General features: G+C 68.8%; 30 protein-coding genes. 14 read left to right on the top strand and 16 right to left on the bottom strand.

The genetic code is table 11. The annotated features are described in order from the left end of the window. The first annotated feature begins 29 nt into the window (after positions 1 to 29). The gene (locus tag IG88_RS39010; RefSeq protein WP_037836622.1) at positions 30 to 773 is read left to right on the top strand and encodes a TIGR02391 family protein; all 744 of its coding nucleotides are present in this window, start codon (positions 30 to 32) and stop codon (positions 771 to 773) included. On the opposite strand, the gene IG88_RS44435 is transcribed toward IG88_RS39010, so the two are convergent. Beyond that, positions 752 to 1,213: a DciA family protein gene (locus IG88_RS44435; protein WP_324609012.1), complete on the bottom strand. Its 462-nt coding sequence runs from the start codon at positions 1,211 to 1,213 to the stop codon at positions 752 to 754. The genes IG88_RS39010 and IG88_RS44435 overlap by 22 nt on opposite strands. On the opposite strand from IG88_RS44435, the gene IG88_RS42800 reads away from it, so the two are divergent. After that, positions 1,154 to 1,627, top strand: coding sequence for a hypothetical protein (locus IG88_RS42800; protein ID WP_234332278.1), 474 nt, complete (start codon positions 1,154 to 1,156; stop codon positions 1,625 to 1,627). The genes IG88_RS44435 and IG88_RS42800 overlap by 60 nt on opposite strands. A 62-nt stretch (positions 1,628 to 1,689) precedes the next feature. Then, entirely contained in the window at positions 1,690 to 2,349 is a 660-nt protein-coding gene (locus IG88_RS0125185; protein WP_234332266.1) for a hypothetical protein, read from the top strand. 58 nt (positions 2,350 to 2,407) lie between these two features. On the opposite strand, the gene IG88_RS0125180 is transcribed toward IG88_RS0125185, so the two are convergent. The 3 genes from IG88_RS0125180 to IG88_RS0125165 all read right to left on the bottom strand — a co-directional run bounded on the left by IG88_RS0125180 (position 2,408) and on the right by IG88_RS0125165 (position 5,291). Continuing rightward, positions 2,408 to 3,148 (bottom strand): hypothetical protein, encoded by a 741-nt coding sequence (locus tag IG88_RS0125180; protein ID WP_031045505.1) that lies wholly within the window; start codon positions 3,146 to 3,148, stop codon positions 2,408 to 2,410. A 113-nt stretch (positions 3,149 to 3,261) separates the two neighbouring features. After that, positions 3,262 to 4,020, bottom strand: coding sequence for an Abi family protein (locus tag IG88_RS0125170; protein ID WP_051852034.1), 759 nt, complete (start codon positions 4,018 to 4,020; stop codon positions 3,262 to 3,264). A 185-nt stretch (positions 4,021 to 4,205) separates the two neighbouring features. Further along, entirely contained in the window at positions 4,206 to 5,291 is a 1,086-nt protein-coding gene (locus tag IG88_RS0125165; RefSeq protein ID WP_158854037.1) for a hypothetical protein, read from the bottom strand. An 872-nt stretch (positions 5,292 to 6,163) separates the two neighbouring features. On the opposite strand from IG88_RS0125165, the gene IG88_RS0125160 reads away from it, so the two are divergent. The 3 genes from IG88_RS0125160 to IG88_RS43455 all read left to right on the top strand — a co-directional run bounded on the left by IG88_RS0125160 (position 6,164) and on the right by IG88_RS43455 (position 7,747). Then, positions 6,164 to 6,475 carry a hypothetical protein gene (locus IG88_RS0125160; RefSeq protein ID WP_158854034.1) on the top strand — a complete coding sequence of 104 codons (312 nt, stop codon included), beginning with the start codon at positions 6,164 to 6,166 and terminating at the stop codon, positions 6,473 to 6,475. Between the two features lie 47 nt (positions 6,476 to 6,522). Next, positions 6,523 to 6,837, top strand: coding sequence for a hypothetical protein (locus tag IG88_RS0125155; RefSeq protein WP_031045496.1), 315 nt, complete (start codon positions 6,523 to 6,525; stop codon positions 6,835 to 6,837). Between the two features lie 580 nt (positions 6,838 to 7,417). Then, entirely contained in the window at positions 7,418 to 7,747 is a 330-nt protein-coding gene (locus IG88_RS43455) for a hypothetical protein (RefSeq protein WP_158854031.1), read from the top strand. A gap of 411 nt (positions 7,748 to 8,158) precedes the next feature. On the opposite strand, the gene IG88_RS0125150 is transcribed toward IG88_RS43455, so the two are convergent. The 4 genes from IG88_RS0125150 to IG88_RS0125125 form a co-directional block, all read right to left on the bottom strand. Then, positions 8,159 to 8,602, bottom strand: coding sequence for a hypothetical protein (locus IG88_RS0125150; RefSeq protein WP_031045494.1), 444 nt, complete (start codon positions 8,600 to 8,602; stop codon positions 8,159 to 8,161). A gap of 740 nt (positions 8,603 to 9,342) precedes the next feature. Next, positions 9,343 to 10,209 carry a hypothetical protein gene (locus IG88_RS44430; protein ID WP_031045487.1) on the bottom strand — a complete coding sequence of 289 codons (867 nt, stop codon included), beginning with the start codon at positions 10,207 to 10,209 and terminating at the stop codon, positions 9,343 to 9,345. After that, positions 10,209 to 10,796, bottom strand: a complete 588-nt coding sequence (locus tag IG88_RS0125130) for an RNA polymerase sigma factor (RefSeq protein WP_031045484.1) — start codon at positions 10,794 to 10,796, stop codon at positions 10,209 to 10,211. The genes IG88_RS44430 and IG88_RS0125130 overlap by 1 nt, the downstream gene beginning before the upstream one ends. A 979-nt stretch (positions 10,797 to 11,775) precedes the next feature. Then, complete coding sequence (locus IG88_RS0125125) at positions 11,776 to 12,054, bottom strand: hypothetical protein (protein ID WP_031045478.1); 279 nt, start codon at positions 12,052 to 12,054, stop codon at positions 11,776 to 11,778. Positions 12,055 to 12,540: 486 nt separating this feature from the next. On the opposite strand from IG88_RS0125125, the gene IG88_RS0125120 reads away from it, so the two are divergent. Next, on the top strand, positions 12,541 to 13,299 hold the full coding sequence (locus tag IG88_RS0125120) for a DUF5131 family protein (RefSeq protein WP_031045476.1): 759 nt from the start codon (positions 12,541 to 12,543) through the stop codon (positions 13,297 to 13,299). On the opposite strand, the gene tcmP is transcribed toward IG88_RS0125120, so the two are convergent. The 4 genes from tcmP to IG88_RS0125100 form a co-directional block, all read right to left on the bottom strand. Continuing rightward, positions 13,296 to 14,402: a three-Cys-motif partner protein TcmP gene (gene tcmP / locus IG88_RS0125115; protein WP_078861604.1), complete on the bottom strand. Its 1,107-nt coding sequence runs from the start codon at positions 14,400 to 14,402 to the stop codon at positions 13,296 to 13,298. The two genes, IG88_RS0125120 and tcmP, sit on opposite strands and share 4 nt — an antisense overlap. A 584-nt stretch (positions 14,403 to 14,986) precedes the next feature. Beyond that, positions 14,987 to 15,151, bottom strand: coding sequence for a hypothetical protein (locus IG88_RS43450; protein WP_158854028.1), 165 nt, complete (start codon positions 15,149 to 15,151; stop codon positions 14,987 to 14,989). A gap of 639 nt (positions 15,152 to 15,790) precedes the next feature. Then, complete coding sequence (locus tag IG88_RS0125105) at positions 15,791 to 15,994, bottom strand: hypothetical protein (RefSeq protein WP_031045458.1); 204 nt, start codon at positions 15,992 to 15,994, stop codon at positions 15,791 to 15,793. Between the two features lie 610 nt (positions 15,995 to 16,604). After that, positions 16,605 to 16,823, bottom strand: a complete 219-nt coding sequence (locus IG88_RS0125100; RefSeq protein ID WP_031045455.1) for a hypothetical protein — start codon at positions 16,821 to 16,823, stop codon at positions 16,605 to 16,607. Between the two features lie 246 nt (positions 16,824 to 17,069). On the opposite strand from IG88_RS0125100, the gene tap reads away from it, so the two are divergent. From tap to tpg, 3 genes are read left to right on the top strand one after another with little or no spacing between them, the layout of a single operon-like run. After that, the gene (gene tap / locus IG88_RS0125095; protein ID WP_031045451.1) at positions 17,070 to 19,196 is read left to right on the top strand and encodes a telomere-associated protein Tap; all 2,127 of its coding nucleotides are present in this window, start codon (positions 17,070 to 17,072) and stop codon (positions 19,194 to 19,196) included. Between the two features lie 4 nt (positions 19,197 to 19,200). Further along, positions 19,201 to 19,425, top strand: coding sequence for a hypothetical protein (locus IG88_RS0125090; protein WP_031045448.1), 225 nt, complete (start codon positions 19,201 to 19,203; stop codon positions 19,423 to 19,425). A 4-nt stretch (positions 19,426 to 19,429) separates the two neighbouring features. After that, on the top strand, positions 19,430 to 19,990 hold the full coding sequence (gene tpg, locus IG88_RS0125085; RefSeq protein WP_031045445.1) for a telomere-protecting terminal protein Tpg: 561 nt from the start codon (positions 19,430 to 19,432) through the stop codon (positions 19,988 to 19,990). 111 nt (positions 19,991 to 20,101) lie between these two features. Here the strand turns inward: tpg and IG88_RS43445 are convergent, their stop codons facing one another. Next, positions 20,102 to 20,719, bottom strand: coding sequence for a hypothetical protein (locus IG88_RS43445; RefSeq protein ID WP_158854025.1), 618 nt, complete (start codon positions 20,717 to 20,719; stop codon positions 20,102 to 20,104). Between the two features lie 218 nt (positions 20,720 to 20,937). Between IG88_RS43445 and IG88_RS0125075 the strand changes: the two genes are divergently transcribed. From IG88_RS0125075 to IG88_RS0125065, 3 genes are all read left to right on the top strand, one after another. Next, positions 20,938 to 21,285: a hypothetical protein gene (locus IG88_RS0125075; protein WP_031045439.1), complete on the top strand. Its 348-nt coding sequence runs from the start codon at positions 20,938 to 20,940 to the stop codon at positions 21,283 to 21,285. 77 nt (positions 21,286 to 21,362) lie between these two features. Then, positions 21,363 to 21,668 (top strand): DUF6247 family protein, encoded by a 306-nt coding sequence (locus IG88_RS0125070; protein ID WP_031045436.1) that lies wholly within the window; start codon positions 21,363 to 21,365, stop codon positions 21,666 to 21,668. After that, the gene (locus IG88_RS0125065) at positions 21,665 to 21,928 is read left to right on the top strand and encodes a hypothetical protein (RefSeq protein WP_031045432.1); all 264 of its coding nucleotides are present in this window, start codon (positions 21,665 to 21,667) and stop codon (positions 21,926 to 21,928) included. The genes IG88_RS0125070 and IG88_RS0125065 overlap by 4 nt, the downstream gene beginning before the upstream one ends. Positions 21,929 to 22,052: 124 nt before the next feature. On the opposite strand, the gene IG88_RS0125060 is transcribed toward IG88_RS0125065, so the two are convergent. Then, positions 22,053 to 22,544, bottom strand: coding sequence for a hypothetical protein (locus IG88_RS0125060; protein ID WP_234332265.1), 492 nt, complete (start codon positions 22,542 to 22,544; stop codon positions 22,053 to 22,055). A gap of 226 nt (positions 22,545 to 22,770) precedes the next feature. Here IG88_RS0125060 and IG88_RS41595 point away from each other — a divergent pair, with 226 nt between their 5' ends. Further along, positions 22,771 to 23,556 (top strand): hypothetical protein, encoded by a 786-nt coding sequence (locus tag IG88_RS41595; protein ID WP_078861603.1) that lies wholly within the window; start codon positions 22,771 to 22,773, stop codon positions 23,554 to 23,556. Between the two features lie 386 nt (positions 23,557 to 23,942). On the opposite strand, the gene IG88_RS0125045 is transcribed toward IG88_RS41595, so the two are convergent. Together IG88_RS0125045 and IG88_RS0125040 are read right to left on the bottom strand one after the other, a co-directional pair. Continuing rightward, positions 23,943 to 24,413 (bottom strand): helix-turn-helix transcriptional regulator, encoded by a 471-nt coding sequence (locus tag IG88_RS0125045; protein WP_030990092.1) that lies wholly within the window; start codon positions 24,411 to 24,413, stop codon positions 23,943 to 23,945. Next, positions 24,410 to 24,967 carry a helix-turn-helix transcriptional regulator gene (locus IG88_RS0125040; protein ID WP_031045425.1) on the bottom strand — a complete coding sequence of 186 codons (558 nt, stop codon included), beginning with the start codon at positions 24,965 to 24,967 and terminating at the stop codon, positions 24,410 to 24,412. The genes IG88_RS0125045 and IG88_RS0125040 overlap by 4 nt, the downstream gene beginning before the upstream one ends. Between the last annotated feature and the right edge of the window lie 755 nt (positions 24,968 to 25,722).

Below are 25,722 nucleotides of genomic sequence, written 5' to 3'. Positions count from 1 at the left end.
CTGTCGGTGCCACGCCGTAGCGTGCGCCCATGAGGTACACGTTCACGCCGCCGGTTCCGGCGGAACAGATCCGGCAGCTACCCACCCGAGACGTTGCGCTCCTCCTTCTGAAGCACCTCTCCGCCGGTACCGGCTTCCTGCAGTACGCAGGAACGATGGGTTCGGCCCGCCAGGCGTTTCAGGACGAACCGGATGCCGAGAACCTCGTCGACCGCCTCTCCGATGCCTGGGCCTGGCTGGAGGCACACGCGCTACTGTCCCGGGTGCCCAGTCAGTCGGAGGGTTTCCGTCAACTGTCCCGCGACGGCAGGAACCTGGCGGAGGATCCCGAGGGCACCATGCGGTTCGAAGCGCGCCAGCGGCTGTCCGGCCCGCTCCATCCGGCCCTGGAAGACACGGTGCGCACCAACTTCGACCTGGGCGACTACGAGACCGCGTGCTTCGCCGCGATGAAGGCGGTGGAAGTCGCCGTCCGGAACGCGTCCGGCCTCGACAACTCCCTGGTCGGCGTACCGCTGATGCGCAAGGCGTTCCAGCCGCACCAGAACGGCAGGGTTGGCGGCCCGCTCGCCGACGCCGGAGCCGAAGGCGGTGAGCAGGACGCCGCCTCATCGCTGTTCGCTGGCGCCATGGGCGCGTACAAGAACCCCGCCAGCCACCGCACCGTCGACTTCGACGACCCCATCGAGGCAGCCGAGATCATCCAGTTCGCCGACCTGCTGCTGCGGCAGGTCGAACGCGCCAAGCGCCGTCAGGCCGCCACGGCAACGTAGAGAAGGGGGCGGGCCTGGGATGAACCGGGGCAGGGCGCGTGGCGGAGCGAGCGGACCAGGTCGACGGAGTGAACACTGTCCTGCGTGAGTCGAGCAGTGTCGCCGGCTGTCCGTGAACGCGCCCGAAGCCGAAGCGCCGGACCGGGGCGACGGTGCGGCGTTACGGCCGGGAGCCGACCGGGTTCGCCGCCGTGCTCCAGGGCCTGATGACCGACCGGGCCTGGGACATCCCGGCCGCCGGCGGGGGCGCCGGGGCAGTGGCGCCCACCGGCCAAGACGCGGACGGTGCGGACTGCCTGGGTGCCGACCGCGTCGTTCGCCGCGGTGACGATCCGGGAGGTGATCAGGCGCAGCTGGGTGGCGTACGCGGGTGAGTCCGGGTGCAGGTCCATCTGCCCGGTGTCCGCGTGGAAGGCGACCGCCTGGACGTGCGCGGCCAGCTTCGGGGAGAGGCTGGCCGCGATGTCCGGCCACTGGTCCAGGATGCTTCCCGCGAGGCGATCACCGCTCCGGCGGCGGCCGCGCCCGAGGCGCCGGTGAAGACCCGCGACATGGCCCCGCCCGGCTTCCACCGGGCCTTGGCCGCCCACCAGGCCGTCCCGCGTGTCCAGCGCGTCAGCTCGGACGTCACCGAGGCGATCGAACGGCAGCACAGGGCCATGCGTGAGCTCAGCCGGCGCGCGTTCCCCGAACCCGACGCCGCCCCGGACGATGCGCCGGCCTCGATGAACGATGCTCGCCTCCAGCGACGTCGTCAGGCAGCGGCGACCGAGGCCGCCGCCCTGCGCCGGGCCCGTGCCGAGAAAGCCGGCCGCCCGATGGCCGCACCGCAGCAGCTGGAGCGGACGGCGTGATCCCGCAGCCGTCTGCCCAACCCGACCGTTTCACTCATGTGCCGCCGAAGAAGGAGACCGCCATGGAGCCCACATCCCCTCTTGTGCCGGATCAGCCGAGCCGGGAGCGCGCGCGTGCTGCTGTTCATGCAGTCCTGAACGGCCCCGGCCTGGCGGGTGAGCTCGATGCCGTACGGCTCGCCGCGGTGGTCTTGCAGACCCTGATCCCGCCCGGGGAAAAGTCGGTGACGCTGCGCTCACAGAGCCTGGGGGAGTGGGTCGGGGTGTCCCTCTCGCATGTGGCATCGCTCGTGACTCCCGGGCTGCGCCGGGCGGCTTGGCACACCGCTCCGGACGGGGACCCGGGCCTTGTGTTCAGGTCGCCCACCGCGGCCGCCCCGGACGGGACCCTCCGGCCTGTGGTGTCTGCGCTCTTCGCGCCGGGCACCGGGTTGATGGGAACGCGCACGGGACGCGGGGCGGCCACAGACCGGCTCGCGTTTCTGCTGCTGGTCCTGGATACCTCGGCAACGGGCGAGGTCCGGCTGATCGACGGACCAGTCGACAGCCAGCGCGGCCGTATCTCCGCGACGATCGCGGCCCTGCTGGGGTGTGGCCTGCCGGGAGCATCGAAGATCACAGACCGGCTGGAGGCGATGAACCTGGTGGAGCGGCGGCGGGAAGAGACCGCGTCTGGCCTGTATCAGGGCACCCGCCTGTTCATCCCCGCAGCCCGCCAGTAGGTGCTGCCGCCAGGCCAGGCCGACCCGAACATCTGCCCCCGGGGCGCGCGTTGTTCGTTCAGTGCGGGGTGTGACAGTTCGGGTCGGTGCAGCTGCCGGCCAGCGCCAGCGTGCGGTCCTGCGGGGGCGCATCCAGCCACTCCGCACGCATGGCCTGGAGCCGGTCGATGTCCGAGGCGAGTTCTGGCACCTTGGCCCGCAGCGTGTCGGCCCATTGCTGGGTGAGCGCCCGCCCGTTGACGTACAGCTCCCCGTCCCGGCCTCCGACGGCGAACAGCACGCCGCCCCTCTGGGCGGGGATCACCATCGCGCCCACCGGCTCGGCGACCTTGCCCTGGCGTACCAGCACCGCGGTGGCGGTTTGAGCCTCGGCCAGGGCTTCCTCGTCCACCGTTGGCATCGGGTCGGGGCCGGCGGGCGGCAACAGGGGCGTCACGCCGTCCTGGGGCGCATCGTCCAGGCAGCGGCCGGCGAGCTGGTTGTTCTCGTAGAAGGTGACCATCCCCGCCAGCAGCGGCATGTCCTGGCGCAGCCGTTCGGCCACCGACGGCGTGAGCCGTTCGCCGTTGGCCAGTACCTGCCCGCTTCTGCCGACGGCGACGGAGAGCACCTTGCCGTCCGGGGTGAAGTGGTACTTCACATCCGTGCCGCTGGCCATCAGCCCGGTGTCGATCGCCCGGTCCCACAGCCGCATGACCCGCTCGACTTCCGCCTGCGGGAACGGCGGCGCGGCCTGCGGCTGGATGCCAGGCTGGCGGCGCGCGTCACGTGTCGCGCGCTTCTTCTTGATCCGCCCCATCGGGGTCTCCCTTGCTCGTCGGCCGGCCACCCGCCGGTCAACGAGCACCCCGTCGCTGCGGACACGACCGCGCCACCCGTCCGGCTCCGCTCGTGCGGTGTGCCGGACGCGGGTCAGGGCCGGGTGTGCAGCAGGTCAGGCACACGGCTGGTCTGGCTCAGCCAGGCGGAGACGTCCTGGTCGATGTACTCGACCAGGCGCAGGACCTCGGTGTGGGCCTGGGGCAGGGTGAGCCGGCGGGTTCGGCCGCGGCGGTCGTTCTGGCCCGGGAGGGGAACTCCGTCGATCAGCGGCTCATGGTGGGCGGCCCGGTTGCGCAGGGAGCGGACGTGGCTGGCGGTGGTGAACACCGTCGTCCGCTTGCCGCCGCTGTTCGGGAACGCCTTGTGCAGGGCCTTGCGCCACAGGGTGGAGTCGTAGTCGACGTTCTTGCGGTACGGCCCGTCGCCGCGGGTGCCGCCCTTGTCGAGCAGGTTCACCCAGCAGCCGAAGGTCGACTCCGCCACGATCTTCCCGGCCGGGACCGCCTGGAGGGTCTTCTGCGCCGGCTTCCCGGTCGCCAGGTCGGCGGGCATGGTGATGTTGCGCCACGTCGTCTTGAAGCCGCTCATGGTTCGGTCGTCGAACAAGTCGGTGCGCGCGTACCAGGTCGCCCCGTACGCGGCGGCGAGCTGCTCCGCCATGGCGTTGCGCAGGATGACCTCGGCAAGGGCGATCACCTCACCGAACGCGGCCGACAGCCGCACGTTCCACAGGTACAGCTCCATCGCGGCGGCCGGCGTGGCCGTGGCGGCGACGAAGGGGGCCAGGCGGGGCCGGGAAATCAGCGGCTCCAGGAGCTTGAGCTGCTCCGCCGTCGGTTGTATCTGCACCCCCCTGATGTATCATGGGCGGCAGATTCCCCGGTTCAGCCTCTGGCTTACGTCACGCGACCGGGGTCAGACTTTTGAGGGCCCTCACCAGCGGTGAGGGCCCTCAGCTCTTTGCCGGTACGCCCACGATGCGTCGACCGCGAGGCTTCCGTTTCACCTGTTCAGGAGATGCGCACCCGGCACGGTCATGGCCGGGCGGGCACCCGGTTGTCGATCGTCACCACAACGGGATCCCCTTCTTCGTAGTAGGCCTTGCTGAGGACTCGGGCGGTCGCGTAGTAGACCTGGGAGGCCATGGCCCAGTCGGCGTAGGTGATCAGCTCCTCGGTGTCCTCGCCGTCGGGCCTGCGAATGGAGGCATTCGCCGTGCGGTAGAGGGCCAGCAGCATGGCGACCAGCGACCGGCCGGAGAGGACCGCGGCCACCAGGCCGTTCTCGCGTTCTTCGAGGGACGGGGTCCGGAAGTGCGGGTGGCTGCCGACCTGTGCTGCCACGAATTCCCAGGTGTCCCGGTGGCAGACCAGGGTGGCCGACGCAACCTTACCGGCCCTCATGATTGCCCAGATTCTGCCCTTCCAGGTGAGCGGAGACGGCTCCTCCACCGAATCGCTCGGGCCCTGCTCGCTGGCCTCCAGCGCCGCGCGGGGAACGTCGTGGTCCACTTCTTCGCGGTCATCGGCCACCGGCACGGACTGCTCAGCTTCAGGTGTCGACTGATCGGCTTGGTCCTCGTCGGCACTGGAGGCATCCGAGCCGGTGGAGACATCCAAATCGCCCCCTTCGGGCGGCTTGTCCGCAGAGAGCTTCGCGGCAGCAGGTTCCACCTGCGGCGCCGACTCCTGGCCCGGCGCCTGCCTTTGCTTGGGGAGGACGACAGAATCCGGCTCGTACTCAGTGCTGGCCCCGGCCTGGCCCGGGGACGGGTTTTCCGCCGGACCGGCGGCCGCCGGAACCCGTGCCGCGACCTGCAGAGCCTCCAGGATTTTGCCCACGTCCTCGCGCAGGCCCTCGAGCCCGTAGTGCAGCCGGTCCACATCCCGGCGCAGGTCAGCCACCGCAGCAACGGCTTCGCTCGCCCGCTTACCCGCGTTGTAGGAACTGGTCCGCGTCTCGTGCTGCGACGACTTCAAGTCAGCGAGGGCCGTCTCGCGCAGCCCTGTGATCTCGGCGGTGACCGAGGCCCGAAGGTCCCGCTCCAGGTCGTTGACCCTGGCGCCCAGGCTGTCGATCGATCTCTTCATCTCGTTCTTCGTGTCGATCACGATCGTCACGATGTCGTCCCTACGCGGCAAGGAAGCCCTCCACCTGTCAGCATGTAGTCGAATAGCTGCACCGTGTAGTCTCCGGCCGCGTGATAGGCGTACGCAGACGGCTTGCTGAACTTGGCTTGAACCACAGCGACGCGGGCTGAGAACACCCCGGCGCGCCCACCCCTCCTCCCGGCGCCGCTCGCGCGCAGGCTGAGGCCGGTCAGGGCTGGTTGGGCGAGGTCGGTTTCCGCGGAGGCCTGGTGGGCGCGTGAAGCGCGGTGTCGAAGGCCCGCAGGGCCTGGTGTGCGGCGGCAGGTTCGGTCCTGGCGTGCGCGGCATCCTCTTGTTCGGTGGCAGGCGTTCTGCTATCGCAGCCGCTCCGCCTGAGGACCAAGCCCCGCTCGATCACGGCCCGCAAGGTTCACGCTGCAGCAACCAAGGTTCCAAACGCTCCACAGCTAATCCGGCACGATCCATGCCGACGTTCTCGCAGTGGATCGACCAGTCAACTCCCGTCCCAGGACACAGCGGCCAGAAAAAATCGACATCATTACGTTTACCGCTTCCGATCACCCTGAAATCCAGTGTTTTCGTTAAGCATTACTAGGCATAAGCATTACTCATTCAGCACGCATCTCAACTTAGAGTGCCATTAAGTGCAATACCTGGACAAAACACCCTGCTTCGCGGCCACATACCAGCCACTTTGTGGAGAGCATGAGGATCTTCCTTGTGGGGCCTGTAGATAAATGCATAGGGTCAGGAACGGTTCGAATGACCAATCGAACCCGACCGCAGAGAGGCCAGGGCTGGTTTCTGCAGCCCTTGTCTCCCAAATCGAGGGGGATCAGATGAACAGAATTGCGGCCACTCTCGCCGCAGCTTCTGCTGTAGTGGCTGTCGGAGTATTCGGCACCCCTGCCGCATTCGCGGCCGAAACGCCCTCCGCTTCATCGACCGTGGAGCCGAAGGCGTCGACGTACACCTGCACTTCGAGTCACTCGGGCAATACCGGGTCGGCGAAATGCGTCGACCTGGCCCGGCTCGACCGTTACCGGGCCAAGGTCACCTGCATCGATTCCCGCGGCATCCAGCACACCGGCTACGGCCCCTGGAAGGGAGGCACGAGCGGCCAGTGGTCCAGCTACACCTGCCCCGGGGCCGGGTTCTTCTACAAGGCCGGCTACCAGGTCGAGCTCTTCTGACCAGCCCGGAGCAGCTGGGCCATCACCGAACCAAAGGGGAGAAGAGAGTGAAGGCGAAGAAGATCGGAATTCTGGCGGCAGGAGTTTTCCTCGGCCTTGGCGCGCTCGCGCCGAACGCTTCGGCCGGCGAAATGGGCACGCAGTCGGCAGACTGCAACACCTGGTCCAAGGGCAACACGGGATACGCGTACTGCTCCGGGCTGGGAGTCGTCGGCGCCCACCAGGTGAAGATCGTCTGTACCGACATCCGGGGGGTCGAGACCACCTTCTACGGGCCCTGGGTGGGCAATGCGAAGACGTCGTCGAGGGCGTGTCCCGGGTCGGGCTTCCTTCGTCGCGTCGGCTCCGTGATCCAGGACTAGCCAGGAATTCTGTAGCTGCTGGTCACGAGTGGGGTGACCTTGCCGCAGTTGAGGCGCGCACAGTGCGGGCACCGTGCTGGACAGGTTGGTCATCAGGCCGGTCCCGCACCAGCTCGGCAAGCTGATCACCACGTGCGGCGGGCGGGTGCGGGTCCGGTACGCAAGAGCCGGCCGCGGAGTCTGCCATTGTCGGACCAACACCCGCCCGCAGCAGCGGAAGCTGCCCCGTAGAGGTACTGCGCTGGTCATAGGCCTTGCCCACTCGTTACATCAGGCCAGGTCATAGAGGGCGTATAGGTCGTAGTAGCGGCCTCGCACAGTCCGAAGGTGAGAGGGCCGCTAAGGTTGCTGCATGACGGTCAGTCTCGCAACGCCGGTACGCAAGCGTGAGGTTACGCCCCGGTCTCCCTTGGTCACCGCGTGTGTCGTCGCGGTAGCCCAGGTCCCGGCGGCCGCTTACATCTGGCACCTGTCACGTAACGGCTCACACGGCCTGATCTCCTACGCCGCGCTGGGAGTTACATGCGCCGCGCTAGGCGCAGGGGTGGCAGCGTGGGGGACATGGGCCGCAGGTTCCCGAATGCGCAACAAGCTCACGCGGCTGTCGGCGACGTTGGCCATCATGGTGGTCGCGGTAGCGGTGCTGGCAGCAACGATGGGCGCCTGGGCCTACAGCGTGCCCAACGGCCGGTACGACCGTGCCTACGGGGGCGTGGGGCAATGTCTTGCCAAGACGGACTACGCCAGTTCACGTGTCGACATCAAAGTCGACACGTCCGGCGTCATGACGGCAAGTCCGAGTCAAAGCGGTCCCCAGCGTCCTAAATTGCACTTTGATCACGCCTCAAAGGGCGACCTGTCTCCCGCTGACGGGCAAACGCGACAGGTCCTCGAAGAGCACGGCTGCTAGATGAATTCTCCGTGTGAGGCTGCAAGTGGCCGCTGCCAGCGTCCCTGGCTAGCGTTCCGCTCCAGGACGGCGAAGCAGGGACACTGAACCTCTTTCCATCTTGATCTGATGGCGAGTTCAAGGGTGACGACGGCTCGGACGGGCGCTGGCCGTCTTGCCGCCCGGTCAGGGAAGACGCTGCTGTGGCGCCGCATTGCTCGGGCGTCTGGCTTCGTCGATTGCTGAGGACAGCGTTTGTCGACCGGTTTCGGAGTCAGTTGGAGATCAACAGGCCCGTGATTGTCGAGCAGCAGTGACGGCACCGGAACGACTGCGGGCGCCTGGCGGTCAGCGGCCCGCAAGGGCCGCTGACCGCCCAAACACGTGGTGGCAGAAGCGAAACTCGAGCTGGCCCCGACGAGCCTCGGCTGATCAGGTGTCCGGATCCGCTTGAAGGATCTCCGCACTCCAGGTGTCCACCACGGGACTGCGCCGGTAGAAGACGTTCGGCTGCACCGGGTCGCACGTCACCAGGAGAACGTCCCCCTGACCGAGCACAACGTTCTGCTGGGTCTGTGTGCAGCGACGTTTGCGATGCCGCGTGACCTCAAGGTGCAGTGGGTGCGGACCTGGTGGCAAGGGGATGAAACGGACCTTTCTGATGCTGGTCCGATCGACACTGCAGAGCTGGCGCCCACTTTCGGTGACCGAGACCAGGCACCACTTGAGTGACATGCTGCGGGGCGGGTCACGTAGGTCCACCTGCAACAGCATCCCGGTCCGGCCTCGGCGGCGGGCCCTGTGGATCAGATAGCGAGAGCGCCATTTCAGCCGGCCGTCGAAGTCGCTATTCACCTGCACCGCAATGTCCCTCACCCTGCCCCCTCTACGACCCCATCAAGTCCCGCGGACGCCTCAGGCTGGCGCCGGCTGTCTGTCATTCGCCTTGGCGTCCTACAGCAGTGGTTCCTCGTTGCTCTCTGCAGCTGGGCTGTCCGGACGGTAGCGCCCCATGCTCCCGCCGATCAGAACGGCTCCTAGAGGGGCCATCCCGTAGAACAAGGGGAAGTCCTTGCCAAACCTGGTGATAAGGAAGCCCAGGCCTGCAAGGGCGAGGAGCAGGAAGGGACGCCTGATGACGTGACCGCCCACGATGACCAGTCGGCGACGCACTCCGTGCGCTTCGGTGAGGCGTCTCCAGCCTGACGGTGACATGACGTCAGCCTAATCCGTGCAGCAGTCGAAGACCGACTGAACTGCTGTACATCTACGGCCTGAGCAGGACCGTTCACCAGGAGCACCCCAACGCGGCACCGGCAAGAACCCCAGTGCCTCCCGAACTCATCAACATCACCTGACAGTGGTTCTGAGCGCCCTCCGCACTCGTCGACAAGTGACGTCACTACCGCTCGATAAAGCCAGGCGTCAAACCTAAGCCGCTAGTCGGTGTGCTCTTTGCGGCGGTTCCAGCGGCTCCAGGCCAGGGCGGACAGCCAGGCGATCGCGGTGACGATGGTTCCGGCAATGACGTTCTCGATGATGTTGTTCATGGGCATGCCTCCTGACGTGCCGGCACTTGAGGGCCGGCACGTCGTTGTCATAAGGACGGTGGGTTGCTATCTGGCCATGAGGGCGTCGGGCAGATGCTGGCAGCGCAAGAAGGTGTGAGCCTCGTGACGCAGCGCGAGCCCGCGAGCGAAGTTCGGCGCGAGTTCAGTCCGGTGGCGTACTGGCTGCGGCACGTGCCGGTCCGGGCGGAAGCCCAGCAACCTGCAGAAGGCGACCCAGGCACGGGCGTCAACGTTGGGCCCGATCGCCGTGTAGTGGGCGGCCAGCAGGTGCGCGGCGAGCGGGTCGCCGGCGCCAGCGGCGAACCGCCACCAGTAGGTGGCGGATTCACGCTTGTCGAGGCTGTAGAGCAGGCAACCGAAGGTCCGGGCACCGGCGGCGTCGTAGTCGGCCGCGAAGGCGTCCAGGGTGTCGATGTCGGCGGAGCGCAGGACGGTGCTGCACAACTCACTGACGTAGCCGAACGCAAGGTACTGGCTGGCCCGCAGGTCGACGGGATTTATGGGTGTCGGGCGTCGCCGGCGCGAGCGCGGTCGCAAGTGCGAGCGCTCCGCCGGCCGCACGGTTCGCGCCTTCGGCCCGGAGGTCGGCGGAGCCAGCTGAGTGACCTTCCTGGCCTCCTCCTGGTCGGTGGGATCCGGGTCGGCGAGTGGTCCCGCCGGCGCATACTGCACCCGTGCCGGCCGCTTGGCCCCCGCAGCAAGGCGCGCCGCGAGACGCTGCATGAAGTCCTCGGTGCTCTGCCGCAGGACTTGCGCGCGGATGGTGTCGGCCTGGTGGTGCAGCAGCGTCGTCGCGTCCTCCGTTCCCGTTGCCTCCAGTGGCTGTCCGGTACCGGCTGCCCGGCCCGGGGCGTTCCCGGCCGTGCCGCCCTGGGCGGTACCGGTCTCTTGGTTCAGGAGGTCTTCCGGCATCAGGAGTCCCCTTTCTCCTTGGGAAGGTCCGCGTGCATGAGCTCCGTCAGGTGCTTGCGCCCGCGGCAGACATTGGTTTTCGCCGCGTTGTCGGTAATGCCAACGATCTCGGCGATCTCGGCGTACGACAGTCCGAGGAGGTCGCGTAGCTGCACGCACTGGGCTTGCAACGGTGAGATGACTTCCAGTTCCTCCATCGCTCTGTCGAGCCGGTCATAGCGACCGAGCTCAGTCAGGTGGTGAAGGTGGGAACCGGGTGGCATCTCCGGCACCAGACGCTCGTTGTCGGCGATCCGCACACTGCGCCGGCAGTAGTCGGTGATGCTGTCCTGGAGCACCTTCATCGCCAGCTTGATCGGACTTTCAGCCGCCAGGATCCGCTCTATCTTCCGGTGCATAGTGAGAACCGCGTTCATCACAGCGTCATCCGCGTCGTGCGGGTTGCGCAGACGGTAGACGGCGTACCGCCGGAAGGACTCCAGGTGCTCCCGGAAGAACTCCTCCCCCCGGGGGTCAAGGCCCGGTGGACCAGAGCCGAGGCCGTCGGGACCGACGAGGTCGTACGGGTCGTTCGTCGGTTCGCTCATCGCTCACCCCATGCTGCCGGACGGTCACAGGCATGCGGACGTACGAGCGGTTGATACGGGTGGATCTTCCGGCTGCGCCGGCGGCCGACCAGACCGGGGGTGGAGCGAGCCCAGCCGGCGCCGCCGGCAGACTCTTCGATGGCTCCGGAGCACGCAGTGGTCATCCGGTAGGCGCAGGCCGAGCCGTGCGTGTACCGGGTCCGAGTGGGCCCCACGAAGCCTCCTTAATGATCCAGGATCGAAGCCCGGCGGCAACGGCGCTGTCGGGCAGAACAACGGCGTGTTCTGCCCGGACGCCGATCCCTACCCCCATACGAGTTACATCGCGCCCCAACTTCTTCGCACACACAGTCGTCGATTAATCACACTTAGTTGCCTCACCAGCAGCAATGCGTCACTCAGGTGACGCAGATCACAGCAGGCGCCGTCCGGTGACACCGAGCGCACCACGGCGCACAACGAACACGTCACCGCCTAGCTACGGTTGGGGGCACGTCAGCTCAAGCCCTCCGACGGCGTCCCACCACGAGCCCGCCGCACCTGCCGCTCAAGGATCTCGTTGGGCTGCCAGTCTCGAGCACGCGCCGGGAGGGCCGGGAGCCGACCGGGTTCGCTGCCGTGCTACAAGGGCTGATGGCAGACCGGGCCTGGGACGTTCCGGCCGCCGGCGGCAGCGTCCTGGTCCGCTGGCCGGACATTGCCGCAGCCGTCACCCCGCAGCCGCCCCACCGCGTCGCGGCCGTCGCGTTCCACCCGGAGACCGGCCAGCTCGAGGCGTCGGTCTGCCGCAGCGCCAGCAGTGCGGTGACGGGCGGTGCGACGACCGGGTGCTGCTTGACTCCGGGCAGGACTGCCCGCGCTGCGAGGAGAAGCAGGCCGACTGACGGGACCAGCGCCGCGCGGTCGCGGCCGCCGTCGACGCCGCGATGCCCGGCGCCTCGGTAGCGGAGCGGCGGGCGGCCACCGCCAAGCAGCTGCATCAGGACGTGACGGCCAGGGCATGGGCGCACACGAGTGGGACCAGGTCCGCGCCCGGCAGGCCGCCGCAGCTCAGGCCCGTGCCGAAGCCGCGGCCGCGCGGCCGGGCCCCGACGTACCGGCCGCGCCGGTGCCCCCGGTCGTGCTGCCCGCGCCCCGCCCGGCTGCCGTTGCCCCCGCTCCGCAGTCGGACGACGTCGACGGCGGCCAGGAGCTGGTCCTCGAGGACCTGACCCGTGAGCAGGTCCGCGACTGGCGGGTGCGGGCGGTGAAGGACCACACCACCAGGTGGTGTTCGACCACATCGACCAGTACGGGGAGACGTCTGCCAGGCGCTGTTCAGCAACCAGCTGGTCGACCAGGCGCAGCGACTGTCGGGCACCCGCCACCTGGTCCTCGGGCACACCGCCTGGGGGCAGGCGTGAGCGCGGAGTTGTCCGGCGTCGACCTGGCCCGCGTCGCCCTGCAGGCCACGCATGGAGTCGGAGTGGAAGACCCGCAACAGTCGTACGGCGAAACCGAAGCCGCGCGCGGCCCGGGCGGTCCCGCGTGCCGGGCGCGAGCCGATGGCGATGGCCGGTTTACGGCACTGCGTACTAGCAAAAGAAGGGGAACGCCTGTTCGATGTGTGGGGTAATGGGTACGGCGCGGACGTCGGATGGTTGGATGCCGGTATCCGGTGGCGTGACGGGTCGTTGGGCACACAGCGGGCCGCGGCCGGGCCGTCGGAGATGAGGCTCGGTTCGAGGGGATGGAGGGCCGGCCGGTGAGTGACCGCAGTGCGATCGAGTGGACCGAGGCGACGTGGAACCCGACTACGGGGTGCGACCGCGTCTCCCACGGGTGCGACAACTGCTATGCGTTGACGCTGGCGAAGCGACTGAAGGCCATGGGATCGCCGAAGTACCAGACCGACGGTGACCCGCGCACCTCCGGGCCCGGCTTCGGGCTGACGCTGCATCCGGACGCCCTGCGCGTGCCGTATGGATGGAAGAGTCCGCGTACGGTGTTCGTGAACTCCATGAGCGACCTCTTCCACGCTCGGGTACCGCTCGACTACGTGCGGCGCGTCTTCGATGTGATCGCAGAAACCCCGCAGCACACCTACCAGGTGCTCACCAAGAGGGCGCGACGTCTACGGCAAGTCGCCGACCGGCTGGAATGGCCGGACAACCTGTGGATGGGCGTGTCCGTGGAGAGCGCGAAGGAACTGCCGCGCGTCGACGACCTCCGGCAGGTGCCGGCGGCGGTGAAGTTCCTCTCGTGCGAGCCGCTGCTGGGGCCGCTGGATGGGCTGGAACTTACGGCGATCGACTGGGTCATCGCGGGCGGCGAGTCCGGGCCTGGGCACCGGCCGCTGGAGGAAGCGTGGGTGACGCAGATCCGGGACACCTGCCAGGAGGCCGGGGTGGCCTTCTTCTTCAAGCAGTGGGGCGGCCGCACGCCGAAGGCCGGCGGTCGCGAGCTGGATGGCCGCACCTGGGACGACATGCCGGACCGCCAACTGGTGCTTCCTGCCAGCTAGGAGGCTTCGTCGGCGACGTCCTCGGGGGCGTAGAAGCGCACCGTGCACCCTTCCGGCCAGGAGGTGCGCGCCCGGACGGGGTCAACGCGGAAGGCCAGGCCCTGGGCGGCCAGGTTGTCTAGGACCTGGCGCAGGTGTTTGTCCATGTGGTTCAGCCGGGCCGCCTGGCTGGACAGCGTCTCCCACCGCTGCTCGGTGCCGGCATGGGCGCGCAGTGCGACGTCCAGCCGGTCCACGACCGAGGCTTCGTCGAACAGCGAGAGGGCCCCTGCCGTCTCCGCGGAGGCGCCCTGACCGCTGTAATGGTCCAGCTTCCAGGCCACAGGGGCCCAGCACTTCAGGCCTGCTTCGCTGTGGGTGGCCAGGATCAGGTGGTAGCGGGCGCTCTGGTTACTGACCTTCACACCGAAGCTGCCGGTGAACAGTCCCTGGTTCTTGAAGCCCTGCTGGTAGGCCGTGGCGAACGCTTCCCTGCGGCCGCGCCGCTCGGCTTTCGCCACCTGCCAGTGATCACCGCCGAAGTACGAGGTCATCGTCTTGTCGAAGCCATCGCGCTGGCAGAAGCGGTGCAGTTCGTTTGTGAACAGGGTGAACAGCACTTCGTCACGGGGTCCGGCGAGACATTGCCTGATCAGCGAGAATGGTGCGCTCTTCAGGTCGAACGGGTCGATCAGCCACAGCACGGGAGTCTCGGCGCGGCCGCGGTGGGCGAGCGCGGACAGCCGGGGCTGCTGTTCGGCGAAGACGCCGGGCGGCTGCACGCTGATGTTCAGCTGCGGGGACGGGGGCAGCTTGGCGAACTGCCGCTGGAGTTCCTCCACCCGGTCGGGCCGCTCTTCGAGACACACCAGGTTGAGCTTGCTGAAACGCCGGTACGCCGTGTGCTCGAGGAAGGTCTTGGCGACCACAACGGGGGAGCCGGGCGGACCGTCGGTGTAGATGCCCGGGCCCGCGAAGGCGTCCACGATGGTGGCCTCGGGGAATGTCTGGAGGATCTTGCCCATCCAGCACTGCAGGTAGTGCCGATACACGAGGTGCTTGACCTGCGTATGCGGATCGCTCTTCCAGACAGTCCGCTCCCGCAGTTCCTCCACTCGCCGCATGGTCCCTCCCCCTGACCCCCACCGGTTGGACACAGCGTCACCGCTGAGGGACTTGTTGTCTAGAACACCGGATCAGCCATCTTCATCACGCACGGCTGCCCCACCCGGCGCACGGCTTCGGCCGCCCGGAAGGAGAGAGGCAAAAGGCGTCGATGCCGGTTCTGGCCCTACTCCGTTCGAGTGCATGCCGGCCTTCCTGGCCTGACGACTCCCGAGGGCAACGTTCAGACGGATGGGAGCTGGCCCACTATCAGCCCTCACAAGGATTGAGGTTGCGAAGTTGGTCCACCAGAGTGGGCTGGGGGAGGGGGATGGTGCCGATTTCGGAGTGGTGCTGGCGGGTGACGGCATGACCCCTGACGAAGGCGTATCCGCCGGCAGCCGGGTCAGGGAGTCCGCGCTTGGGCGGGTGCGCCGTCCAGGGAGTCGAGGAGCTCTCCGAAGGTGATCTCCTCGCCGTCGTAGTCGAAGGTCATGGCGGCGGCGAGTGCTTCCCACCGGTCGGTGCTGCGCCCGCAGTGGTCCAGCAGGAGCTTCAGCGCGACCTCGGGTTCGTGGCGGGAGAGGATCTCGTCTGCTGGGATCTAGCGCAGGTGCGCCAGGGCGCGGTAGCGGGATTTCACGACGGCGCGGTAGACGTCCCGGCGTGACCACAACCCCTCGGATTCGGAGGCGTCGAGCCAGGACTGCAGCACAGCGGCCCTGTCGGGATGGCGGTCGAGCTCCTCGTCAGTGAGCAGCCGCAGCACGGCTCCGTTGGTGTCGGCCGGGGCGAGGGCGGCCGCGGCCGTGTGCAGCCAGTCGGGGACGTCGTTGTGGTGGTCAATCCAGGCGAGTTCGAGCGGGTGCAGTCCGGGGAGGGTGTCGGTGACCGCGGCGGGCGGGGTGTACGGGTTGCCGGCGAGTGCGGTCAGCGCGGTGACGCGCTGGTGCTGGTAGTTGTGCTCCAGGAGACGGACCGGACTGAGCAGGTCGGTGTCGGCGGTGATGCGGGACAGGTGAGGGCTGGGCGGGGTGGAGACTACGGCGGGTTGTTCCAGCGTGGCCAGCAGCGCGCAGGCCTTGGCCAGGTGCGTGGGGTTGGTACTGAGCAGGGCCAGGTCCTCGGCGATCGCGACGGTCCGGTGCTTGTGGTCGTCGTTGCGCGGTGGGGTGAGCAGGCGGCCTCAGCGGACGCATTCGTCGGCGGCCGCCTGCAGCTGGGTGGCAGCGATGTCGGTGAGGCGGGGGTTGTAGCGGACCCGGTTGGCGATGTGGTGGAGCCTGTGGCGGGCGTTCACGCTCGGCTTGGGCAGGCCGGCCATCTCCGGCAGGCACAGGGCGGGCAGGCAGGCCGTGGAGGAAGGGACCCGGCCGGTCCGCTGCCGCGAGACCAGCCGGGCCGGCCATCAGACGAGGCCGAGCACGGCCAGCGTCGTGAGCCCGAGCGTCATGGAAACAGCGAAGGTGCCCCCTGCGGACAGAACGGCCTCGGCGGGGGACACCCCGGTGGTGTAGGTGAGGATTCCAGCGCCGGTGGCCACGATTATCGAGACCAGGGCGCAGATCACGACCAGCAGCACTTTGACGCCGAACGACGGGTTGAACTTCAACGGTCCGGATGACCTTTCCGGTGGCCGGACCGGGGGCACACGGCTCTCAGCCCGACCACCACGTTGCCTACGTGGAGTCTTGCTGAGGCCGTGCCGACGTTCACTGGTCTCGGTGCCTTGCCAGGGCCGCTCTATGGCTGTTTCATCCCCGGTGGGCTCGGAAACAGAGGGTCGTGGGCTCAACAATCGGGCTCTCGAGGCATCAACCACGGGCCCCGCAACGGCCACTCAGACAGCGCAATAAGGCTCAAGCCCGCTTCGGGGCGCCTTGTTGTCGGCCGACCCGGGACACGTCGGCGTCCCAGGCTCACGCATGTCGCACGCGCCCCGCACTATAGTGGAAGCACAGCGCGCCAACACCCGCGACACGCACACGTGTTCAGGCCGGCTGGCACCCCGTAGCCTAGCTACGGTCTCGGACCTTCGCCACGCTCTCCCCATGTTGCTGTCGACGTCGTCGTGGGCACCGTACCGGCCGCGCACACCTGGAACCGCCGATCAGCGGGAGCGTCCGGGAGGGGGCCCGGCTACTCGCGGCGGGCGATTTCCTCGGAGTGGGCACGTGCCGGGTGACGTACGGCTGGCCGCTGAAGTCGACGGTGATCGTGTGTCACAGCACGTCGTCGTCGGCGTCGTAGAAGACGTGCTCAATCTCCAGGCACACCCGGTCGGTGGAGATCCCGAAGTCGCGGGCCTCCTGCTCGCTCACCTGTCGGGCCCGGCCGCCGGTGACCATCCGCACCGTCCCGGCCGGTGCGCCCGGCGGCGGCTCCACAGCACCCAGCCGCGCCCGCTCCGACCACGTCTGCGCCTCGCTCTGATCCACCATGGTCGTCACCGTAGCGAGCCCGCCCGACCAACGGGGTGATCTCTCGGCAACTCGGCCTGCCGTCTATGAGCCTCACATCGTGTTTCCCCAGGTGAGGGCGTTGCATGCGGAGCCTGTCAGCTGTGAGCCAGGGCCTTGCGCCGGTCGTCCACTCCGACCCGGAAAGTGACTCCGACAGGGTTAAAGAAACGGGTTAAAACGTAGGCTAAATGCTGCTAGGGTGGGGGTACGAGAGGAGATGCACGCATGGCATCCGAGGAAGAGCTGTTCGCGAATATCGACGCACTGCTGGCGGAGGAGCCGCAGCTCCCGCCCCCGGCGGAACGCGCCCGGCTCCGCGAGGCTGCCGGCATCACCCAGGCCCGGCTCGCGCAGGCCCTGAAGTCGACCGTGCAGACGGTCAAGAACTACGAGAACGGCCGCTCCGAGCCGAAGTCGCCGCGCCTGGAGGCGTACCAGCGGCTGCTGAAGGGGTGGGCGGCGAAGTACCCCGCCCACGCGGCTTCCGCCGCCCCGGCCCCGGCCATCGCACCTCAGCCCGAGGTGCCGCAGACGTTCACCCGCGTGCCCACCGTTGAGCAGGGCGAGGCTGAGCCCGAGATCGGTGTTGCGGTGAAGCCGGTACCCGAGGGTCCTGCCCGTCCGGCCGGACGCCCGGCGACGTCGTCCCGGCGTCCGGCGGCGAAGAAGGCGACAAAGCCTGCGGTCGACTCGCGTTTCCCGCACGGCCCGCTCGCCGTGCTGGACGGCGACGGCTCCGCGTACGGCGTCGACGGGATCGTGCTGGACTGCCCGGCGACCACGATCCCGGAGCTGGTGGAGTGGACGCTGCGCGAGTCCGGCCTTGGCGCGCCGAAGCTCAACCGGTACGGCAAGGACTCCGACCCGCTGATCGTGCTCACCGCTGCAGCCGCCGTGAAGCTCGGGCTGCCGGAGCGCCTGGAGGGCCACGAGCAGCGCCGCTCCCTGCGCCTGCCGGAGGACCACCCGGTCGTCAAGCAGGTGGCGAAGACCAAGTGGCAGCTCACGCAGCGCGGGTTCGGCCCGTGGGCGCGGATCTACCGCAAGGCGCAGGGACGCGAGCGGCAGTGCGTGCATCTGGCGATCCTGTCGTGGGACGCCCTCGATGAGCGGTCCTGGCCCGGCGTGGCGGAGATGGAGCCGGCCGACATCGCCCGCGTCCTCGGGGTGTACGCGCAGCGGGTCATCACCCCGCGCGGGTCCACGGCCGTCTCGGGCCTGGAGCTGATGACGGCGCTGCGCCCGCCGACGAAGCCGGAGCGCGATGAGGAGACCGGCAACTGGATCTCCGGCTACAACCCGGGGTCGCTGGGGACGGAGCCGATGGACCCGGCGCCGCCGGAGGCCACCGCGGAGCACCCGGTGGTCGTTCAGTCCGGCTGGACGGGCGGGTTCCTGAACGAGGAGGCGTACCAGTGGGTGCGGTCGGTGGACTCGCTCAGCGATGAGGAGTGCATGATGCCCTTCGCGGTCGGCCTGGACCTCAACACCGCGTTCCTCGCCGCCGCGGCTCGCCTGGTCGTCGGCCTCAGCGCTCCGGACCACTTCCACGCCCCGAAGTTCAATCCGAAGATCCCCGGCTCGTGGCTGGTCGACCTGTCCCACATTGAGCTGGACCCGCGCCTGCCCTCGCCGTTCACGCCGGACGGCTCCCGGCCGACGGGCCCGGCCTGGTACCAGACGCACACCGTCGCCTACGCCCAGGAGCTCGGCTACGACGTCCATCCGATCGAGGCGTACCTGCGCCGCGAGACCGGCGCGTACCTGGACCCGTGGCACGACCGGCTCAAGAACGCGTACGTCGACACCCTTGCCGACCTCGGCGTCACCAAGGACCTGGACGACCGCCAGTTCCTTGCCGCGATGGAGCAGCACAAGCAGGTCGACCCGGCTCTGGCCGCTGTCCTGTCCGCTATCAAGGCCACGGTGAAGGGCGGCGTCGGCAAGCTCCGCGAGCGCCCGCAGGGCAAGCACTACAAGGAGGGCGAGCGGTGGCCGGCCCTGGAGCGGCCGACCTGGCGCCCCGACATCCGGGCCGCCGTCATCAGCAAGGCCCGGGTCAACATGCACCGCAAGCTCAACAACATGGCGAAGATGACCGGGCTGTTCCCGCTCGCCGTGCTCTCCGACTGCGTCGTCTACCCCTCGCCGGGCGCGAGCCCGCTGGACTTCCTCCCCTACGCCGCGTCCGGCAAGCCGCAGCCGGGCGGCTTCCGCCTCGGGCCGACGCCGGGCCTGGCGAAGCTGGAGGGCGTCCAGCCGATGCTGTGGGCGGTGGAGCTGATGGAGAAGGGCCTCAACCCGGCCCGCCACATCAAGGGCGGCGACGCCGTCCTGGACGAGGGCGAGTAGGGACGTGGCCACCGACACCAGCGGCGCACGGTCTCTCGAGGCCGACGCGCAGCGGGAACGGACGCTGGACCGCCTGGAGGCGCGCATGGAGGCCCTGCAGTTCTCCCTGCGCGCCCGCCGGGCCTCGCCGCGGTTCGAACTGTGGCGGCATGACCTGCGCGAGACGCGCGAGACCTGGTTCCGGCTGGTCGACCCCGACGGCCAGGACCCCACCCCCGAAGGGAGCTAAAGCCGTGGCCGGAGAGATCGAGGACGCCATCGAGCGCGCCGACCGGGAGGCGTTCACCAAGGAGCCGCCCAAGACCCTCAAGGGCCAGATCGGATTCCTGATCAAGCAGTTCGGCAGCGCGAAGGCCGTCGCGGCGGAGCTCGGAGTCACCGCCGACTCCGTCAACCGCTACCGGCGCGGCGCCCGCAAGCACGCCCGCGCCGACGTCGCCGCGAAGATCGACGACGCCGTGCGACAGCGGTGGCAGCCGCTCGTGCGCAAGCGCCGGCAGAAGCAGGCGGCCACCAGCACCGGGATCACCGTGGAGACCCGGGCCCGGTTCGGCTACACCGCGCCGGTCGGCACGACCGACGACGGACGGTTCCGCCGCCTCACCGTGCACCTTCCCCCGGAGTACGCCCGCCGTCTCTTCGACGCCCGCGACGCGGGGGCCAGCGACCAGCAGATGCGCGGAATCATCGCTGAAGGGTTCAAGGAGGTCTATTTCCAGGACGGCGGCGGTCGCGCTATGGGACTGTCGGACGTGGAAATCAACGACATCGACTACCTGGATCTCGACTACTAATTCCGGAACCCTTTATGGCGAGCATCAATTACTGTGACTGAGCATTTCAGTTGGCGGATGAGCGCACGAGTTGGCGGACTGAGGGGCCGTGCGGGGTAGTCGGATGAGTCGTCAGCCTCCGAGCAAAGACACCACTCGGTCCAGTAGAGCGACGATGGTGGCGGCTCCGACCGCAGTCCCACCCTCAGTCAGGGCGGTTCGGAGCCGCTGCAAGGCGCTGACCCGCTGCGCCGAAGGCTGCTGCGGATCGGCGGCTTGTTGAGCGTCCTGGACCGCTGCCGTTCGGTCCGCCTCGTCCGGGAAAAGTCGTGAGGCCATCTGTCTGACTAGCGCAGCAAGCTCGCCAGCTCCGGCATCAGCAAGGTTCTGCGTGACGTTGGTCCCCTGCGCGACAGTGGAATTGACGATGTACTGCACCGACGCCTGCGGTAGTCGTGCGGCGGCCCCCTGAGCCAGCACCATCGCATAGACCTGCAGCACGTCTTCCACTCGGCCGCTGATCGTCGTGACGTTGCCGTACGGGTCGAGTGAAACGCCGCACTTACCGCAATAGCCCTCCACTCTGATGTGACGCGAGCACTCAGGGCACTGGTAGCCCGAGCCATCCGGGCTGAGTACGGCGACGGCTCTGCAGGATCGACATAGCAGCTCGTAAGGCTGAGGACCGCAGTAAGGACAAATCGGGCTGACCGGGCTGTCTGCACCGTCGGTATCGCGCGTTTCCGTCATCCCGCCACTTCCTCCCGGCTAACACCCGCAGCTCAACGTTTCGCCCAGTGTCCGGGACGTCTCAACTCGCCAACTCGGACACTCAGTCACAATTACCCGTACCCGGACCCGAAGAACGAGGCCGAACGCGCGGCGAACCGCCAGGCCGCCGACGACTACCAGCGCCAGGAGGAGGAAGGCGCCGACTTCCTCGACTGGGAGAAGGAGCTGGACTGGCGATGACGGAACTCGAAGCCCTCGCGGCCCGGGTGCGCTTCGACCTGGAGAGCGCCGGCTTCACGCCGGTGGCGCCCGGCCACGAGGACGACCCCGAAGGCGGCCTCCTCGTCTCCGTCTTCGAGGACCTGGACCACGTGCACGTCAGCTGGGGCATGCACGACCGGCTCCACGAGGCCGCGACCGACATGCAGGATGCCGGCCGCCAGAGCGAGGACGTGGTCGTCCGCTACGAGACCACCCGCGCGACGATGCACCTCGCCCTCGGCAGCATCCTCAACGCCTTCGGCTACCACGCCAGGCCGCACGCCCTCGGCTTTGGCCACATCATCCGGCCCAGCACCCAGTAGGAGGGGATCCGTCCATGCCCGCATCCACGGCCACCCGGCGCGCGTACCGTGAGGAGACGACCCGCCGGGAGGACCAGATGAGCGCGCAGCCCGACCACGCACCCGTCACGCCGTACGCCCCCGCGCCCGGGGCGCCGGCCGAACTCCTCGCCCAGCTGCGCGCCGACCGGCGCGCGGACACCTGGGTGCCGGCCTTCGAGCGGGAGTGGGCGGCTGCCCTCGAGGAATCGCGGCGCACGTTCTCCCTCGCGCCGCTGTACGAGGTCGTCCAGGAGTGGCAGGGCCGTCTCGCCTCCGCCCCGGCCGTCGACGCGTTCGTCGCCTCCGGCTACGACGACAGCGAGTTCATCGACATGGCGGAGCTCCGCGGGCGGCGCCGGTGACCGAACAGCCGCCGTACGCGGTCCGTTTCTCCGCCCCGGCCGCGAAGGTCCTCGACACCCTGCCCGAGCACGTCGAAGACATGGTGTGGGACGTCCTGGACGCCGCCGCCAGCGACCCGTGGGGCTTCTCGCAGTGGAACGCCGACGACCCCGAGGGCGACGACATCCGCCACGCCTCCGTCGGCCAGATGTCCCTCACCTACTGGGTGAACCGCCCCCTGCATCGCCTGTCCGTCCTCACCATCACCTGGCTCGGATAGCCACCCAGTGGCAACGCCCTGACCCCGGCATCGCAACTGCCGGGGTCAGGGTGTTCCGCATCGTAGCCACGGCCGTATCCACCGATTGCCACCCCGACGGCAACGCGTAGCCGCCCGGCAGTCATCAGCGGCTGCGGGGCCGTTCGGCACCAAGCTGGACCTCGCGCAGGCACTCGCGACAGTCCGGCAGGCCGTCCACGACACGGCCCTCCTGCGTCGACCAGCTGAAGCCGCACAGCGCCTTCGGCCGGGGACGCCGGGGATCGCCGGAGGCGGCGTGGGAACCGTAGCCCGGCACGTTCCACACGACCGGCGTCCCACCCTCGTACGGGGCGCCCGTGGGCCAGGTGTAGGCGGCCTCGGTCGTGGTGCAGCGCATCCGCAGATCGGGGCCCTCCCAGCGGTCACCCCGCCGGGCCGCGGTCGCCGCGTCGACGGCGTCGGCCAGGCGCTCGAAGGACAGGTCGTAGTCCGTCATGTGGCTCCAGCTGCCCGGCTCCTGCTTCGCGACCAGCGCACGGAACTCCAGCAGCAGCCGCTCCAGCTCGTGCCGCCCGACCCGCAGGGTGTCGCTCTCCTCGTCGAACGCGTCGTCGGGGGTGATCTTCACGGGCATCGCATTGCTCCTTGTCCACGCACGCTGGTGGGCTGAGTGTGCCGGGACCGAGGGCACCCCCGCAGCCACCGCACCCGGTGTCACGCTGTGAGGTCTGTGAGCCTCACAGCCTGTTTCCCCAGGTAGACGAGGTGAGCTATGAGGCTGTGAGGGTGTGAGGTGAAGCTGGCGCACCCCGCTCCCGCGCGCCCTGGTGCAGCCCGCCGGCGCGCAGGACGATGGAATCGTGGGCGAGCACAACGAGGACCAGGAGCACGGCGCCGAACCAGCGCGGCCGCCGCTGACCGCGTCCCGCGCCCGGGAGATGACGGCCGGGCTGCGCGAGGCGATGGACGACGTCCGGCGCTCCGTGGCGGTGCTCGCCGCCCGGGTCCGCGACGCGCACGCCGCCCGCGTCTGGGTACCGCTCGGGCACGGCAGCTGGGAGTCGTACTGCGCCGCGGAGTTCGGCATCAGCCGCGCGCAGGCGTACCGGCTGCTCGACGTCGCCCGCTCCCTCACCGCGATCCACGGCGCGGTCACCGCCAGCACCGAGACGTCTCGCACGCGAGACAGCGACCCGGACGGCGCGGCCGCGCTCGACTACGGCCTGTCCCAGCGCGCCCTGATCGCCGTCTCCGGCCGTAGCGGTGACGTCGCGGAGCTGATCACCCGCCGACTCGCCGCGCTCGCTCACAGCGGCCTCCAGACCCTCGATGAGGCCACGGTGCGCGCGGTGGTCCGCCAGGCCGTCCGTGACATCCGAACCGCGCCGCCCCCGCCGCCCGTCGATCCGTCGGCGGACCCGGCCGTCGCCGCGCTGCGCCGCGTTATCGACGAACTCGCCGCCAGCACCCACGCGATCGGCGAGCTGATGCTCGAAGTCGCGCCGGCCTACCTGTCCGACACCGACGCGGCCGACGTCCTCGCCCTGCTCTGTGAGGAGATCGGTGAGCCCCTCGAACACGGCCTCGCCGCCCGCCGCTACGCCATATCCGGTGACCGCCGCGCCCTGCACGGCACCGTCCTCTGACCGTCGCCGCTCGCGGACACCCGGCTCCTACTGTGAGTCACACACCCTGTTTTCCCTGGTGGGCGTGGGGTGCTGTGAGGTTGTCAGGTGTGAGGCGAGGGCCTGCGGCAGGGACCTGGTGCTGCTCCTGGTGGTGGCCGTCGGATGCCAGCAGGGCGGTGTCGTGGGTGCAGCGCAGCATTTACATGGGCCCGCGTAGCACAAGGGTGCTGCACGGGTTGCAGGCCGGCCCCGGGATGGTGCAGCGGGTGGCGCCGGGGTGTTCTGCTGCTCCAGAACGATCGGGTGTAGCCGGTGCTACTGGCGCGCTGCGGTCCCGGCCGGGAACGACGACGGCGCCCTCCCGGTCGGGGGGCGCCGTGATGGTGCGAGGGTGCGGCGGCGGTTCAGCCGGCTAGCCGGAGGGTGGGCCGGACCTCGGGGGCGGGGGCGTCCTCGCCGCCGTCCGGGTCGGGGTCGAAGTCGGTGCCGGTGCGGGCGTCTCGGGCCCGCGGGGGCCGGATGTCGCCGGTGGGGAAGTTCAGCGGCCACACGAACGTGTCGGGGTCCTTGAGGTGGTTGACCATGTGGGTCAGCGACTCGTAGCCGGCCAGCAGCGGGTGGATGAGCACGGTGCCCTTGCGCTGCCGCTCGCTCAGGATGCCCTTGTCCCGCAGCTGGCCGATCGCGCGCGAGACGACGGACTGGGTCAGCCCGAGGCGTTCGGCGATCTCCTGCTGCCGGATGCGGACCAGGCCGCCGGGCTCCTGGCGGGCGGTGAGGACGTCGAACACGTCGCGGGCCGTCGGCGACAGGCACGCGTTCGGCAGGACCTCGAAGATCTCCGGGTTGTGGAAACCAGGGACGGTGCTGCTCATCGCGTGGCCTCGTTCCTCACGGTCGGAATGACGATCTCGTGCTCCAGGAGCACCTTCTCCAGCGACTTCACCAGCCGCCGCTGCTTCACGCTGCCCCACCGGTAAGCGTAGAGCGGGTGGACCCGGTACACCCCTCGCCGCTCCTTCCAGGTGAAGTTGTGACGGCTCAGCTGGCTGATCGCGCGCGACACCTTCGACTGCGAGCACCCGAACTTCGCGGCCAGGCTGCTCTGGGTCATCTCCACCAGCGCCTGGTCGTCGTGGTGAGTCTTCAGGTGGTCCAGCACATTGCGGGACATCGTGCTCAGGTCGAACTTCCAGAGGTTGTCCTCGATCACCTGGGCCATGCTCAGGTGCTGGGTGCCGTAGAAGACGTACGGCTTGACCTCGGGATTCGTGCTGAACGTGCCGCCCTTTTTGGCGAGCTTCTCGAACCGCTTCAGCAGATCCCGCGCCGACTCCATGCCGTTGACGGCATCCGAGGGCGGGGGCGCGGGGGCCAGCCGTGACGCCTCCACCAGCGCCTCCGCGCTGCGCCTCAAGGGCTGGGCCACGGGCCTCTCCTCCATGATCGTTGGTGCCGCATAACATAGCAGATCTGCGATGTTATGCAGGGGATCCATGCATGCGGCGGGCGTGTCTCTGGACAGGAACGATCTATTCACCTACGTGCATGCATCTCGCCGCCCGCGACCACGATCTATGCACCCAGGGTGCATGCATCGTCCGCGTTTTCGCAGGTCAGCGCGTTGCGGCTATCTGATCTTTAGAGGCGCGCCCTCCACGGCCCGCGCCATGCCCTCCAGCCGCTGCATGCAACGGCGCAGGCTGCGGCCGGGCGGGTGAGGCCACGGATCCATCCGCCGGCGGCCCACCAGCTGCTGCGCCTCGGTTCCCGGACCAGGGCTGAGGCGGCTTCGCGTGCGGCTCCGTGGGACCGGTGCGGACCGTAGGCGGCACCAGCGGAGCTGCGTCTCGGGTGGTACCAGCCGTGACGATCAAAAGCATGGAGGCGTGGCTGGTGCCGGTGGATGGTTCCGCCGCCCGGCCTAGCGGCCGGTCGGCTCCGGTACCTCCGCACGCCAAATTTTGGCTTACTCATGTCTGGGGTTCCGTTCTGTGGCTGAGCAATTCAAGGCAGCGCAATTCTGGAATGGTGCGGGTCTCTTTTGAAGGGGCCAGGGGTGGCGCAGCCGGAGCCCAAACGCTACACAGCAGGTGTCCGTGATGCATCAGCGCCATCGCTTGTTCGCTCTCTCGGGTGATGCATCGTCGGATTCCCTCTCATCGAGGCCGGTTGACATGTATG

The sequence above is a fragment of the Streptomyces sp. NRRL F-5650 genome (assembly GCF_000721365.1).
Taxonomy (GTDB): Bacteria; Actinomycetota; Actinomycetes; order Streptomycetales; family Streptomycetaceae; genus Streptomyces; species Streptomyces ardesiacus.
Note: the sequence above shows the minus strand (reverse complement) of the source record. Positions and strands in the feature narration are given on the sequence as shown.